Here is a 14446-nt window from a genome sequence, read left to right on the forward strand (position 1 = left end):
CTATCACGGCATGTGACCGCGCCTGCACTACGCTCGCCGCGTGACGGATCAGGCGGTGCACAGCAATGTCGGCCATGGCGTTCACGGCGTCGAGGGAGCCTTCACCGGCCGCGAACGGGAGCTGGCCGCGTTGCGGGCCGACGTCGAGCGGGCCGGGCTGGAGACCCTGGCGGGCCGGCCCGCCCCACGGGCCCGGGTCCTCCTCGTGGCCGGCGCGCCCGGCTCGGGACGCACCGCGCTCGCCGAGGCGTTCGCCCACAGGGTCGCCGCCGACCACCCCGGCGGCGTCCACCGCGCACGGCTCACCGACCCCGGCGGCACGCCCGTCCCCGTCGAGCGGACCGCCCGCGACCTGCTGGACGCCCTCGGGGTCCAGGCACCACCCGGCGGGCACCGCGACGAACTGACCGAGGCCCTGCGCCACGCCCTGAGCGGACGTGGAGCCCTGCTGCTCCTGGACGACGTCGCCGCCGCCGAACAGCTCACCGAGCTGCTGCCGGACGACCGCGACTGCCTCGTGCTGGCCACCTCCGAGGGCCCGCTCAGCGGTGTCCCCGACGTGCGTCCCTGCACCCTCGGCGGGCTCGACCCGGCGGACGCCGTCCGGCTGCTCGGCTCCCGGGCCGGCTCCGACCTGCGGATCACCGTCGACCCCCGCGCCGCCGACCGGCTCGCCGCCGCGTGCGAGCACCACCCCGCCTCCCTCGTCCTGGCCGGGGGCTGGCTCGCGGCGCACCCGCACACCTCCGTCCTGGACGCCGCCCGGCGGCTCGCCGACGCGCCCGGTGCGACACCGCTGGAGCGGGCGTTCCGCATGGTCCACGCCTCCCTGCCCGCCTCGCGCACCCGCCTGCTGCGGTTGCTGTGCCTGGCCCCGGACGGCTACGTCGACGCGCCCCTGGCGGCGGCCCTGGCGGGCTGGGACGTACCGGCCACCCGTGCCGCGCTGGACGCGTTCACGCGCCTCGGCCTCCTGCGCCCCCTGCCCGGGGAGGCCTGGCGGGTGCCGCCGTGCCTGGACGCCCTGCTGCACCGGGAGGTGGAGGAGCACGAGCGCCCCGCGGAGGTCCAGCTCGCCCGGGCGCGGCTCCTGGAGCGGGCGGTGCGCCGGCTGCACGGCTGCTGGGCCGTCACCGAGCCGGCCGGGTCCGCGCCGCGCCGGGAACTGGCCCAGCAGCCGCGCCCCCTGCGGTTCGAGACCCGGCGCGAGGCCGCGGCCTGGCTGGACTCCCGGCTCCCGGCCCTGCTCGCCGGAGCCCGCGCCGTGGTGGCCGACGGGGAGCTCGACACCCTCGCCCGCCGCTTCATCGCCGCGCTGGCCCGGGCACTGAACGCCCACCGCCCCCCGGAGCGGACGGCGCCGGAGCAGTACCGGCTGCACGAACTCGTCCTGGACGTCGCCGAGCGCCGCGCCCTGCACCGGGAGCGCGCCGCCGCCCTGCTCAACCTCGGCGACCTGGACGCCTGGACCGGACGGCTGCCGGCCGCCGTCGAGCGCTACCGCGCGGCCCTCGCGGCCGTCCGTACCGACGGCGGGGGCGACGTCGCGGCGGCGGTGCGGGCCATGGACAGCCTCGGCGGCACCTACGCGGAGCAGTCCGACTGGCCGCGCGCGGCCGACTGGTACGGACGGGCGCTCGCCCTGTGCCTGAACCACGGCGACCAGGAGGGGGCGGCCCGGCTGCACGGGCGGCTGGGCGCCGTCCACCTCTACGCCGGGCAGTGGGGGGAGGCCCTGCGGGCGTGGAGATCGGCCGCCGCCGCCCACCGCCGGTTGCGGAACCCGCACGCCCACGCGCGGGCGCTGAGCGAGGTGGCGCGCGTCCAGGAGTACGCCGGACATGCGCACGACTGCCTGCGCACCTGCCACCAGGCCCTGGAACGGGCGCGGGACGCGGGGGACGTCCGGCTGGAGGCGGGCCTGAGCCTGCGGCTGGCCGACGCCTGCGCCCGGGTCGGCGACCGGGCCGGTGCCACCGCACACCGGGCCGCCGCCGAGCGCCTGTTGGCCGGGACGGCCCTACCCCCGGCCGGTTCCGTCGCGCTCGGCCAACCGCGCTCGGAGCCCCGGCCGGGGCCGGCGGACGGCGGCGGGCCGGGGTCGGCGGACGGGAAAGCGGAAGCCGGCGAGGGAAGCGGCTCGGAGCCCCGCACCGGCGCAGTGGAGCCCGGTGCCGGGGACGCGGGAGGGAGTGCCGACGGTGCGGCGCGGAAAGCGGAGGAGCCGGGCGGGCCCGGCCCCGCGGCACATCCCACCCAGCCCGGCACCTGAGCCGCGACCTACGAATTCCATAGTGATCGCAGAAAAGATTCCTGGTTTGTAAGGCTAGACACGACGCGATCCTTCATTAGACTGGCGGAGCCGTGGTCATCATGACCGCTACGCGGCTGCTTCCGTCATAGGGCATTTATCCTGATGTGGGAGGCGGCGGCGTCAGCCGCGCACGGCCTGTCTCCAGCCCCCCAGATCCCAAGGAACCGTGATCGACGTGAAGGTCGGTATCCCCCGCGAGGTCAAGAACAACGAGTTCCGCGTGGCCATCACGCCGGCCGGCGTGCACGAGCTCGTCCGAGGCGGGCACCAGGTCTACGTGGAGCGCGGCGCCGGCGTCGGCTCCTCCATCGCCGACGCGGAGTACACCGGCGCCGGTGCCACCATCCTGGACACCGCCGACGAGGTGTGGGCCACCGCCGATCTGCTGCTGAAGGTCAAGGAGCCGATCGCGGAGGAGTACCACCGCCTCCGCAAGGACCAGACCCTCTTCACCTACCTGCATCTCGCCGCCTCCCGCGAGTGCACCGACGCCCTGCTCCAGTCCGGTACCACCGCCATCGCCTACGAGACCGTCGAGACGGCCGGCCGCGCCCTGCCGCTGCTGGCCCCGATGTCCGAGGTGGCGGGCCGTATCGCCCCGCAGGTCGGCGCGTACCACCTGATGCGGTCGGCCGGCGGTCGCGGCGTCCTGCCCGGCGGCGTCCCCGGCGTGCACGCGGGCAAGGCCGTCGTCATCGGCGGCGGCGTCTCCGGATGGAACGCGACGCAGATCGCCGTGGGCCTCGGCTTCCACGTGACCCTGCTCGACAAGGACATCAGCAAGCTGCGGGAGGCCGACCGCATCTTCGGCACCAGGGTCCGGCCGATCTCCTCCAACTCCTTCGAGCTGGAGAAGGCCGTCCTGGAGGCCGACCTCGTCATCGGCGCGGTGCTCATCCCCGGCGCGAAGGCCCCGAAGCTCGTCACGAACGAGCTGGTGTCCCGGATGAAGCCGGGAAGTGTCCTTGTCGACATCGCGATCGACCAGGGCGGTTGCTTCGAGGACTCGCGTCCCACCACGCACGCCGAGCCCACGTTCCGCGTGCACGACTCGGTGTTCTACTGCGTCGCCAACATGCCGGGCGCGGTGCCCAACACCTCCACCTACGCCCTCACCAACGCCACGCTCCCCTACATCCTGGAGCTGGCGAACCGGGGCTGGGCCGAGGCGCTGCGCCGGGACGCCGCGCTGGCCAAGGGGCTCAACACCCATGACGGCAAGGTCGTCTACGGCCCCGTCGCCGAGGCGCACGGCCTGCCGCTGGCGGACCTCTCCGACCTGCTGGGCTGACCTCCCCGCCCCCGCCGGGGGATTTCGCGTCAATCTGCGTCAACGTCACGTCAACGTCGCCGCTCTCCAGAGCCCCGGTCGGGCCACGCGTGCTCGTGGTCCGACCGGGGCTCCTGGCGTGTCGTCACTCTGCGCCACGATCTCCTGTCAACTTGCGGAGAAGATAACCGTTTTAGCCGATTCGGCCACCGTCGCGCGCCGTGGCGTCCTTCGGTGCGGACGTCCCACGCCCTTGACAATCGGCCCTGCGCTCATCGACACATCCCGCCCACTGCGGCCGATTGTGTTGCTGCGGACTGCCGACTCGCCATAGAGTCACCAAACGTCGGCATGGTGCCACGCTGACCTGTCTAGAAATTCCCTGGTCGCCAAGGAGGTAAGACGACTTGTGAATGAGTCGACATTTGCTCCCGGGGGTGGCCGTCCAGGAACGCCTGCGCCGGGCCAGGAGCTCGCCGGGCGGCAGGCTGTCGGCTCCGTCGCCGTCCGCACCTTCACCGCACACCAGGACTCCACGCGCATGACAGCCCATCAGAGCCACCAGAGCACGGACCAGCACCCCGGGGGCGCCACAGCCGGCGCCGCCGCGGACGGTCTCCCGGAACACGAGGCGCCCATGCCGGACGGTCACTTCTACGACCCGGACGCGGAGTTCGAGCCGGACCCCGAGTACGCCGCCACGCTCGCTCCGGACGCCGCGCGCCAGCGCCGCGAGCGCATCGGCCCCACCGGCCGCCCGCTCCCGTACTTCCCGATCCCCGGCCCCGTCACCGAGCACGGCCCGGCGAAGATCATCGCGATGTGCAACCAGAAGGGCGGCGTCGGCAAGACCACCTCCACCATCAACCTCGGCGCCGCGCTGGCCGAGTACGGACGCCGCGTCCTGCTCGTCGACTTCGACCCGCAGGGCGCGCTGTCCGTCGGTCTCGGCGTCAACCCGATGGAGCTCGACCTCACCGTCTACAACCTGCTCATGGAGCGGGGCATGTCCAGCGACGAGGTGCTGCTCAAGACGGCCGTCGCCGGAATGGACCTGCTCCCGAGCAACATCGACCTGTCGGCCGCCGAGGTGCAGCTCGTCAGCGAGGTCGCGCGCGAGTCCACGCTCCAGCGGGCCCTCGAACCGCTGCTGCCCGACTACGACTTCGTCGTCATCGACTGCCAGCCCTCGCTCGGCCTGCTCACCGTCAACGCCCTGACGGCGGCGCACAAGGTGATCGTGCCGCTGGAATGCGAGTTCTTCGCGCTGCGCGGTGTCGCCCTGCTCACCGAGACCATCGAGAAGGTCCAGGAGCGACTGAACTCGCAGCTCGAACTCGACGGCATCCTCGCCACGATGTACGACTCGCGCACCGTGCACAGCCGCGAGGTACTGGCCCGCGTCGTCGAGGCGTTCGACGACAACGTCTACCACACGGTCATCGGACGCACCGTGCGCTTCCCCGAGACCACGGTCGCCGGTGAACCCATCACCACCTACGCCTCCAACTCCGTCGGCGCCGCCGCCTACCGCCAGCTCGCCAGGGAGGTGCTCGCCCGGTGCCACGCCGAGTGAGTCTCCCGGCGGCCGACGAACTCTTCCGCACGACCGGGGGCGGCGGAGTCCAGCCCTCCACCCCGCAGCAAGCACAGCAGGCGCCCGACGCGGGCGGTGAGCACACCGTCCCGTCCGCGTCCCGGGTGCCCGCGCCCGCCGCGGAGCCCCGCCCCGAGGACGGGACGGAGGAGCACAGCGGCCGTGACGCCACCCGGCCCGCCCCCGCCCCCGAGCAGCGTGGGCAGAGCCGCCCGCCCGTCCCGCAGGCGGCCCCGCAGGCCGCCGCCGGGCGGGCCCCCCAGCCGCGCGGCCGGCAGGCTCCGGGCGGGGCGCCGCGGCGGCGCAGCGCCCCGCGCCGCCCCAGCGGGCGGGAGCGGCACGACGAGAAGATCACGGTCTACGTCTCCGCCGAGGAGCTGATGGACCTCGAACACGCGCGCCTGGTGCTGCGCGGTGAACACGGGCTGGCCGTCGACCGGGGCCGGATCGTGCGCGAGGCGGTCGCGGTCGTCCTCGCGGACCTGGAGTCCCGGGGGGACGCCAGCATCCTCGTCCGCCGCCTGCGCGGCAGCTGAGCGCCCGCGCGGGGGAGACGGAGCGGCGGAACCCCTCGGCCGCCGCGCGCGGGCGCGTGCGGCCGGCCCGGCCCGGTGCGGGGCGGTAGGGTGCCGTCGCGATGAGCACGTCCGATCCGTCCGCGACGCCCCGGCCGGGGGCGCGACCCCGGCGCCGCGCCCTCGGCCGGGGCGTCGGGGCGGCACCGGGGGATCCCGCCGCGCCCCCGTCGGCCCCGCTGCCCGACCCCCGCCCGCCCGCCGCGCCGGAGACGTACGGGCCCGACCGGGACGGCCCGGAGCCCCCCGCCCCGGTGCCCGGCGCCGTGCGGGCCGACGCGCAGCCCGCCGAGTCGGCGGACGACGGCCGCTTCACGGTCGTCCTGGACAACTTCGAGGGGCCCTTCGACCTGCTCCTCCAGCTCATCGCCAAGCACAAGCTGGACGTCACGGAGGTGGCGCTCTCCCGCGTCACCGACGAGTTCATGGCCCACATCCGCGCTATGGGACCGGACTGGGACCTGGACCAGACGACGGAGTTCCTCGTCGTCGCCGCGACGCTGCTCGACCTCAAGGCCGCCCGGCTGCTGCCCTCCGCCGAGGTCGAGGACGAGGCGGACCTCGCCCTCCTGGAGGCGCGCGACCTGCTGTTCGCCCGGCTGCTCCAGTACCGCGCGTACAAGCGGGTCGCCGACATCTTCGCCGACCGGCTGGCCGAGGAGGCGCTGCGCCGTCCCCGGACGGTGGGCCTGGAGCCGCACCACGCGGAGCTGCTGCCCGACGTCGTGATCCGTATCGGCCCCGAGGGGTTCGCCCGGCTCGCGGTCAAGGCCATGCAGCCGCGTCCCCGACCGCAGGTCTACGTCGACCACATCCACGCGCCGCTGGTCAGCGTGCGGGAGCAGGCGGACATCGTGGTGGCCAGGCTCCGGGCCACCGGTACGGCGTGTTTCGCGGAGCTGACCGCCGACGCGGCCGACACCCTCACCGTCGTCGCCCGGTTCCTGGCCCTGCTGGAGCTCTACCGCGAGCGGGCCGTCACGCTGGACCAGGACGAGGCCCTGGGCACCCTGACCGTCCGTTGGACCGGGGACGCGCAGACGGCCCCACGGGTGACCGACGAGTTCGACCGGCCGGCCGGGCCGCCGTCCGCCGGGGAAGAGGAGAGCCAGCCATGAGCGAGCAGAGTGCCGCGTCCGCGCCCGCCGGGACCGAGGCGCCCGCGGGCGCGAGCCGGGTGGCCGAGTTGCCGCTGAAGCCCGCGCTGGAGGCGGTGCTCATGGTCGTCGACGAGCCCGCCACCGAGGAGCACCTGGCCCGCATACTGCGGCGACCCCGGCGCACGGTGGCCGAGGCGCTGCGGGAGCTCGCGGACGACTACACCCGCGAGGGGCGCGGGTTCGAGCTGCGGTACGTCGCCGGAGGCTGGCGCTACTTCACCCGCGCCGCCTACGCCGACGCCGTCGAGGGTTTCGTACTGGACGGGCAGCAGGCCCGGCTGACGCAGGCCGCGCTGGAGACGCTCGCGGTCGTCGCCTACCGGCAGCCCGTCAGCCGCTCACGCGTCTCGGCGGTGCGCGGCGTCAACTGCGACGGTGTGATGCGCACCCTCCTCCAGCGGGGTCTGCTGGAGGAGGCGGGCACCGAACCGGAAACAGGTGCGATCCTGTACGTGACGACGCACTACTTCCTGGAGCGGATGGGCCTGCGCGGCCTGGACGAACTGCCGGAGCTCGCGCCCTTCCTCCCGGAGGCGGACGCGGTGGAGGGCGAGAGCCAGGAGGGCGTGCCGTCGTTCGAGGCAGATGCAGTGGATGCAGACGACAGCGGCGACGCTCGGACGTAAGACGGAATCTTCAATGCGAAGCAGTGGCAGGAACAGCAACCGCAACCCCCGGGGCGCGGGCGACGGCCGGGACGGCGGGCAGCGGCGCTCCTCCGGGCGCCCCCGTCCGGAGGAGCGCCGTTACCCGGCCACCGGAGACCAGCCCGCCGGTGGCAAACCCGGCAGGTCCGCCGGTGGGAAGCCCACCGGCGGCAGGCCCGGCGCGGGCAAGTCCGCCGGTGGCAAGTCCGCCGGGGCGAAGGGCGGCGGCCGGGCCGGTGCGAAGCCCGTCCGGCGCACGGCGCCCTCCCGGTCCCGGGAGCTGGAGGCCCAGATCGAGGAGCGCAACCGCGCCCGCCACGACAAGCCGCAGCTCAAGCTTCCGAAGACGTTCGACGAGCCGGAGGGCGAGCGGTTGCAGAAGGTGCTGGCCCGCGCCGGTATGGGCTCGCGCCGCGCCTGCGAGGAGCTGATCGACCAGGCCCGCGTCGAGGTCAACGGCCGCATCGTGCTGGAGCAGGGCCTGCGGGTCGATCCGGAGAAGGACGAGGTCAAGGTCGACGGGCTGACGGTGGCCACCCAGGCGCACCTGTTCTTCGCGCTGAACAAGCCCGCCGGGGTCGTCTCCTCGATGGAGGACCCCGAGGGCCGCCAGTGCCTCGGGGACTACGTGCAGAACCGCGAGACGCGGCTCTTCCACGTCGGGCGCCTCGACACCGAGACCGAGGGGCTGATCCTCCTCACCAACCACGGCGAGCTGGCGCACCGGCTCACCCACCCCCGCTACGGCGTCCGCAAGACGTACCTGGCCGCCATCCAGGGCCCGATCCCCCGTGACCTCGGCAAGCGGCTCAAGGACGGCGTGAAGCTGGACGACGGCTACGCCCGGGCCGACCACTTCCGGGTCGTGGAGAACACCGGGAAGAACTACCTCGTCGAGGTGGCCCTGCACGAGGGGCGCAAGCACATCGTGCGCCGCATGCTGGCCGAGGCGGGTTTCCCGGTGGACAAGCTGGTCCGCACCAAGTTCGGTCCGATCGCCCTCGGCGACCAGAAGTCGGGCTGGCTGCGCCGCATGACCAACACCGAGGTCGGCATGCTGATGAACGAGGTCGGTCTCTGACCATGCGGACCGCGCTCGTCATCGGGACCGGGCTGATCGGCACGTCGATCGCCCTCGCCCTCACCGCCCGCGGCGTCACCGTCCACCTCCAGGACCGGGACCACGACCAGGCCAGGACCGCCGCCTCGCTCGGGGCCGGCACGGTCGGGCCCGCGCCCGGGGCGGTGGACCTCGCCGTCGTCGCCGTCCCGCCCGCCCGGATCGCCGAGGTGCTCGGGGACGCGCAGCGGCGCGGCCTCGCCCGGGGCTACCTGGACGTCGCCAGCGTCAAGGGCGGGCCGCGCCGGGAGCTGGCGGACCGGGGCTGCGACCTGCGGACGTACCTGGGCACGCACCCCATGGCCGGACGCGAGCGGTCCGGCCCGACGGCGGCCACCGCCGACCTCTTCGAGGGCCGCCCGTGGGTGCTCACCCCCACACCCGACACCGACACGGAAGTGCTCAACCTGGCGCTGGAGCTGATCGCGCTGTGCCGGGCGGTGCCGGTGGTCATGGAGGCCGACGCCCACGACCGCGCCGTCGCCCTCGTCTCGCACACGCCGCAGCTGCTCTCCAGCCTGGTCGCGGCCCGGCTGGCGGACGCGGACGACACGGCGGTGCGGCTGTGCGGGCAGGGCATCCGGGACGTCACGCGCATCGCCGCGTCCGAACCGCGGATGTGGATCGACATCCTCTCCGCCAACCCCGGCCCGGTCGCCGACGTGCTGACCGCCGTCGCCGGGGACCTGGAGGAGACGGTGCGCGCGCTGCGCTCCCTGGCCTCGGCGGACGACGCCAAGCGTGGCGAGGGCGCCGGCGGCATCGAGGACGTCCTGCGCCGCGGCAACTCCGGCCGGGCCCGCATCCCCGGCAAGCACGGCCAGACGCCGACGGCGTACGCGACCGTCGCGGTGCTGATCAGCGACCGGCCCGGCGAGCTGGCCCGCATCTTCGCCGACGCCGGGCAGGCGGGCGTCAACATCGAGGACGTCCGCATCGAGCACGCCACCGGCCAGCAGGCGGGTCACGTGCAGCTCATGGTGGAACCGCAGGCGGCGGACCGCCTCACGGAGGTGCTGCGCGGCCGGGGCTGGGCGATCCGGGCCTGAAGCCCGGCGCCCGCTCTCCCGACGGCCCCGACCACCCGCACCTCGCGTCGCGGTGCCGGAAGGCGGATGAGGGCGCCGCCCGCTTACCGGTAGCCTGGGTGCGGGGCAGGTCCCGCCCCGCACCCCTGCGCAGAAAGGCCCTCTCGACCGTGGCTGCAACCCTTCAGGGCGCGACCCCCGTCCCCCCGGACGCCCCGGCGTCCGTCGTCGTCGCGATCGACGGCCCCTCCGGTACGGGCAAGTCCAGCACCTCCAAGGCGGTCGCCGCGAAGCTGGGGCTCAGCTACCTGGACACCGGTGCGCAGTACCGGGCCATCACCTGGTGGATGCTGACCAACGGAGTCGACGTCGACGACGCCGGCGCGGTGGCCGCGGCCTCGGGCAAGCCCGTGATCGTCTCGGGCACCGACCCGTCCGCCCCCACCATCACCGCCGACGGCGCCGACGCCTCCGGACCCATCCGCACCCCCGAGGTGACGGCCGCCGTCAGCGCGGTCAGCGCCGTCCCGGAGGTCCGGGCGGCGATCACCGCGCTGCAGCGTGACATCGCCGCCGAGGCGGCCCGCACGACGGCCGGGATCGTCGTGGAGGGCCGGGACATCGGCACCACCGTCCTCCCCGACGCGGACCTGAAGATCTTCCTCACCGCCTCGCCCGAGGCCCGTGCCGCCCGGCGCGGTGGCGAGCTGAAGGCCCGGCCCGGCGACGCGGGGGTGGACCTGGAGGCGACGCGCGAGGCGCTGCTGCGCCGGGACGCCGCCGACTCCAGCCGCAAGACCTCGCCGCTGGCGAAGGCGGGGGACGCCGTCGAGGTGGACACCACCGACCTGACCCTGGAGCAGGTCATCGAATGCGTGGTGACCCTCATCGAGGACAAGCGGCGCACGGCGTGAGCGCGAGGACCACACGGCTGCCGAGCGCCCGGGGCGCGGCGGCCGGCCGCCGCATCGGCATCGGCCTGATGAACGGCCTGTGGCACCCGCGGGTGCTCGGTGGGTGGCGGATACCCGCGAGCGGCCCGGTCATCCTGGCCGTCAACCACGCGCACAACATCGACGGGCCGATGCTGATGGGCACCTGCCCCCGGCCGGTGCACTTCCTGATCAAGCAGGAGGCGTACGTCGGTCCGCTGGGCCGGTTCCTGAACGCCATCGGCCAGGTGCCGATCGACCGTTCCACCGCCGACCGGGCGGCCGTCACGGCGGCGCTCGGCGTGCTGGAGCGCGGCGGCGTGCTGGGCATCTTCCCCGAGGGCAGCCGGGGGGCCGGTGACTTCGCCGCGCTCCGGGCGGGCCTGGCCTACTTCGCGGTGCGGTCGGGCGCTCCTGTGGTCCCCGTCGCCGTGCTCGGCAGCTCCGGCCCCCGCAGCCGCGTGATACCGGCGCTGCCGCCGCTGCGCACGCGCGTGGACGTCGTCTTCGGCGACCCCTGCACCGTGGGCGGCGGCGGACGCCGCACCCGCTCGGTGATGGACGAGGCCACCCGGCAGCTCCAGGAGCGGCTGACCGACCACCTCGCCGCGGCACGGCGGCTCACCGGCCGCTGAGCCCACCCCGGCCGGGCCGCGCGCCCGGCCCCGCAAGCCCCTTCAGCGAAGCAAGGACAGGACCGATGAACGACCAGATCAACTCCGGCGACGAGCACGGGCACGGTGAGCTCGGCGACGCCGAGTACGCGGAGTTCATGCAGCTTGCCACGCAGGAGGGCTTCGACGCCGAGGACGTCGAGGGCGCCCTGGAGGAGGCCGGTCACGGCCCCCTGCCGGTGCTCGCCGTCGTCGGCCGCCCCAACGTCGGCAAGTCGACGCTGGTGAACCGCATCCTCGGCCGCCGCGAGGCCGTCGTCGAGGACCGTCCCGGCGTCACCCGGGACCGCGTGACCTACGAGGCCGAGTGGGCCGGACGCCGCTTCAAGGTGGTGGACACCGGCGGCTGGGAGCAGGACGTGCTGGGCATCGACGCGTCCGTCGCCGCCCAGGCCGAGTTCGCCATCGAGGCCGCGGACGCCGTCGTGTTCGTCGTCGACGCCGCCGTGGGGGCCACCGACACCGACGAGGCCGTCGTGAAGCTCCTGCGCCGTGCGGGCAAGCCCGTGGTGCTGTGCGCCAACAAGGTCGACGGCCCCTCCGGGGAGGCGGACGCGGCCATGCTGTGGTCGCTCGGGCTCGGCGAGCCGCACCCGGTCTCCGCGCTGCACGGCCGGGGCACCGGCGACATGCTCGACGAGGTGCTGAAGGTCCTGCCCGAGGCACCGGCCCAGACGTTCGGCACGGCGCTCGGCGGGCCCCGCCGCGTCGCCCTCATCGGGCGGCCCAACGTCGGCAAGTCCTCGCTGCTGAACAAGACGGCGGGGGAGGAGCGCGTCGTCGTCAACGAGGTGGCCGGCACCACCCGCGACCCGGTCGACGAGCTGATCGAACTCGGCGGCAAGACCTGGAAGTTCGTCGACACCGCCGGGATCCGCCGCCGGGTCCACCTCACCGAGGGCGCCGACTACTACGCCTCACTGCGGACGGCCGCCGCACTGGAGAAGGCGGAGGTCGCCGTCGTCCTGATCGACGTCAGCGAGTCCATCAGCGTCCAGGACCTGCGCATCATCACGATGGCGGTGGAGGCCGGCCGGGCGCTGGTGCTGGCCTACAACAAGTGGGACACGCTCGACGACGAACGCCGCTTCTACCTGGAGCGGGAGATCGAGCGCGACCTCGTGCAGGTCCAGTGGGCCCCGCGCGTCAACATCTCGGCCCGCACCGGGCGTCACGTGGAGAAGCTGGTGCCCGCCGTCGAGACGGCGCTGGAGGGCTGGGAGACGCGCGTCCCCACCGGCCGGCTGAACGCCTTCCTCGGGGAGATCGTGGCCGCGCACCCGCACCCGGTGCGCGGCGGCAAGCAGCCGCGCATCCTCTTCGGCACGCAGGCGGGCACCCGCCCGCCGCGCTTCGTGCTCTTCGCCTCGGGCTTCCTGGAGGCGGGGTACCGGCGCTTCATCGAACGACGCCTGCGGGAGGAGTTCGGCTTCACGGGGACGCCGCTGCACCTCTCGGTGCGGGTGCGGGAGAAGCGCAAGAAGCGCAAGTGAGCCCCTCCCCGCACCGGCGTGACGAAGGCGGCGGGCCCGCACCGTGACCCCGGTGCGGGCCCGCCGCCTTCGTCACCGGCCGACCGGGCTTCCGGTGCCGGGCGGCAGGGCGGCCGGGACGGTGGCCCGGTGCGCCCCGTGCCGCCGGCCGCGGGACACCGGGGCGAACCCGGTGCCGTACCCGGAGGCGAACCCGCCGAACGCCAGGTCGTCCTCGCCCGAGCGGTCCCCGGGCAGGGCCCGGAAGAGCCGGCGGTACTCCGCGTAGAGCGCGTCGAAGATCGGCGTGGCGGACCGGGTGGACCGCTCGGCCGCCGGTTCGTGCGGCGGCCGCATGGCGGGGATCGAGCCGTGGTCGGCATGCGGGTGGCGGGCGCGGTGAGGATCGTAGGAGTGCACGCCCTCCCAACGACGGCGCGGCCCCGCTGGATGCGGGGCCGGGCGGGGGAATCGGATCAGGTGCCCGCGAGCGGCATGGTGGCGGCGACCAGGACGCCCCGGCCCGCGGCCTGGTCCAGCGCGTCGCGCATCAGGTCCTCGCGCGGCTGCTGACCGATGGAGCCGGCCGGAGCGGCGTACACGACGACCGAGTTGGACTTGTTCGCCGTGCTGCGCCACTCGTCGGTGACCGGCAGCGGCTGGTGCGCCTGCCACCACGAGGTGGGCTGCTGGCCCTCCTCGGCGGGCTGCAGGACCGCGTGCAGCTTGCCCATGGCCATCAGCACCGACCAACCGGGCAGTTGGGCCGGCTTCTTGCCCATGTCGGTGACCGGCATGAACCCGGCCTCGATGAGCAGGGGCAGGAACTCGTCCCCCCCGCCCGTCGTCCCGGGCCGGGCGATGGGCCCGGTGGGTTCCACGACGATCGCCGGGTGCAGCTGGTCCCCGATGAGGACCTGGCCGCAGGTCACTCCGAGGACGGCCTGCCGGTCGTCGGCGGGGGCCGCACCGGTGGCGGCGCCGGCCTCCGCCGGTGCGGCCCCGGCGGCCTCGCCGGAGATGGTGCGCACGGCGCTCTGGATCTGCTCCTCGGAGACCTTCACGATCTGCGACGGGACGCAGCCGGCGTGCGCGAAGGCCAGCACGGCCGTCTCGCTGCCGACGAACAGCACGGTGCTGGTGCGGTCCTCGGTGCTTCCGGGCGTGCGGCAGGAGGTGCAGTCGAAGCGGTCGGGCACGGTCTCGCCGGCGAGCAGCTTGGCGGCTTCGGCGTCGCCGATCTCGGCACGGACCTCGTCACTGACATCGAGCATGGGGGACACGGGAGGCTCCTGGCGTTCGGTACTGGTTCGCCTGGACAACGCACGATCTGTGGTCACAGTCACGCAACTGGCGGTGGTGTGTCCCCCGTGCGGATGCGGTTGGTGAACAGAACGCCGAAATCGGTCACGGAAAGTCAAAGAACGCACAGATCCCGGAAGTTGTGCCGGTGAGGTGCGTCACCGGGCGGTAGTCCGCGAATCGCTCATAAAGGGGCGAATCATGACAAGAACTCACCCCGAAGCTCTTGCGTTACCCGTGGTATCCGCCAACTGACCTGCGTAAAGCGCTCGTTGTTTGTGTCCGGACGCCGCCGGTCCCTAGATTCGGCGCCCGGTGCAGAGAGCACCCCCCGGGGCAGTCCGCCGCCCCGCGT

Annotated in this window: 13 protein-coding genes; 11 read left to right on the plus strand and 2 right to left on the minus strand. The window is 74.2% G+C overall.

Annotation, left to right across the window (positions count from 1 at the left end):
• Nucleotides 1-40: 40 nt before the first annotated feature.
• From IF129_RS07785 to der, 11 genes are all read left to right on the plus strand, one after another.
• The gene (locus IF129_RS07785; protein ID WP_318153620.1) at nucleotides 41-2272 is read left to right on the plus strand and encodes a tetratricopeptide repeat protein; all 2232 of its coding nucleotides are present in this window, start codon (nucleotides 41-43) and stop codon (nucleotides 2270-2272) included.
• A 217-nt stretch (nucleotides 2273-2489) separates the two neighbouring features.
• Complete coding sequence (ald, locus tag IF129_RS07790) at nucleotides 2490-3605, plus strand: alanine dehydrogenase (protein ID WP_191209126.1); 1116 nt, start codon at nucleotides 2490-2492, stop codon at nucleotides 3603-3605.
• Nucleotides 3606-3993: 388 nt separating this feature from the next.
• Entirely contained in the window at nucleotides 3994-5160 is a 1167-nt protein-coding gene (locus IF129_RS07795) for a ParA family protein (RefSeq protein ID WP_191208781.1), read from the plus strand.
• On the plus strand, nucleotides 5145-5717 hold the full coding sequence (locus tag IF129_RS07800; RefSeq protein WP_191208782.1) for a hypothetical protein: 573 nt from the start codon (nucleotides 5145-5147) through the stop codon (nucleotides 5715-5717). The genes IF129_RS07795 and IF129_RS07800 overlap by 16 nt, the downstream gene beginning before the upstream one ends.
• Before the next feature lie 101 nt (nucleotides 5718-5818).
• Nucleotides 5819-6874, plus strand: coding sequence for a segregation and condensation protein A (locus IF129_RS07805; RefSeq protein ID WP_191208783.1), 1056 nt, complete (start codon nucleotides 5819-5821; stop codon nucleotides 6872-6874).
• Nucleotides 6871-7542, plus strand: a complete 672-nt coding sequence (scpB, locus tag IF129_RS07810) for an SMC-Scp complex subunit ScpB (protein ID WP_191208784.1) — start codon at nucleotides 6871-6873, stop codon at nucleotides 7540-7542. Before IF129_RS07805 ends, scpB begins: the two co-directional genes overlap by 4 nt.
• 13 nt (nucleotides 7543-7555) lie before the next feature.
• The gene (locus tag IF129_RS07815) at nucleotides 7556-8644 is read left to right on the plus strand and encodes a pseudouridine synthase (RefSeq protein WP_191208785.1); all 1089 of its coding nucleotides are present in this window, start codon (nucleotides 7556-7558) and stop codon (nucleotides 8642-8644) included.
• Between the two features lie 2 nt (nucleotides 8645-8646).
• Entirely contained in the window at nucleotides 8647-9732 is a 1086-nt protein-coding gene (locus tag IF129_RS07820; protein WP_191208786.1) for a prephenate dehydrogenase, read from the plus strand.
• 149 nt (nucleotides 9733-9881) lie between these two features.
• The gene (gene cmk, locus IF129_RS07825; RefSeq protein WP_191208787.1) at nucleotides 9882-10625 is read left to right on the plus strand and encodes a (d)CMP kinase; all 744 of its coding nucleotides are present in this window, start codon (nucleotides 9882-9884) and stop codon (nucleotides 10623-10625) included.
• Complete coding sequence (locus tag IF129_RS07830) at nucleotides 10583-11278, plus strand: lysophospholipid acyltransferase family protein (protein WP_191208788.1); 696 nt, start codon at nucleotides 10583-10585, stop codon at nucleotides 11276-11278. The genes cmk and IF129_RS07830 overlap by 43 nt, the downstream gene beginning before the upstream one ends.
• A gap of 65 nt (nucleotides 11279-11343) precedes the next feature.
• A complete protein-coding gene (der, locus tag IF129_RS07835) occupies nucleotides 11344-12810 on the plus strand; it encodes a ribosome biogenesis GTPase Der (protein ID WP_191208789.1) in 1467 nt (488 codons plus the stop codon).
• Nucleotides 12811-12882: 72 nt separating this feature from the next.
• Here der and IF129_RS07840 read toward each other — a convergent pair whose 3' ends face one another.
• Together IF129_RS07840 and IF129_RS07845 are read right to left on the minus strand one after the other, a co-directional pair.
• Nucleotides 12883-13209 (minus strand): hypothetical protein, encoded by a 327-nt coding sequence (locus tag IF129_RS07840; RefSeq protein WP_318153622.1) that lies wholly within the window; start codon nucleotides 13207-13209, stop codon nucleotides 12883-12885.
• Between the two features lie 56 nt (nucleotides 13210-13265).
• Complete coding sequence (locus tag IF129_RS07845; protein ID WP_191208790.1) at nucleotides 13266-14072, minus strand: hypothetical protein; 807 nt, start codon at nucleotides 14070-14072, stop codon at nucleotides 13266-13268.
• Nucleotides 14073-14446: the final 374 nt, after the last annotated feature.

The organism is Streptomyces chumphonensis (assembly GCF_014779715.1).
Lineage (GTDB): Bacteria > Actinomycetota > Actinomycetes > Streptomycetales > Streptomycetaceae > Streptomyces > Streptomyces chumphonensis.

Bases quoted from the DNA above. Each gene is read 5' to 3' on its own strand.
- IF129_RS07830 (WP_191208788.1), top strand. From the start codon at position 10,583: ATGCGTGGTGACCCTCATCGAGGACAAGCGGCGCACGGCGTGAGCGCG.
- IF129_RS07815 (WP_191208785.1), top strand. From the start codon at position 7,556: ATGCGAAGCAGTGGCAGGAACAGCAACCGCAACCCCCGGGGCGCGGGC.
- scpB (WP_191208784.1), top strand. From the start codon at position 6,871: ATGAGCGAGCAGAGTGCCGCGTCCGCGCCCGCCGGGACCGAGGCGCCC.
- IF129_RS07805 (WP_191208783.1), top strand. From the start codon at position 5,819: ATGAGCACGTCCGATCCGTCCGCGACGCCCCGGCCGGGGGCGCGACCC.
- IF129_RS07820 (WP_191208786.1), top strand. From the start codon at position 8,647: ATGCGGACCGCGCTCGTCATCGGGACCGGGCTGATCGGCACGTCGATC.
- der (WP_191208789.1), top strand. From the start codon at position 11,344: ATGAACGACCAGATCAACTCCGGCGACGAGCACGGGCACGGTGAGCTC.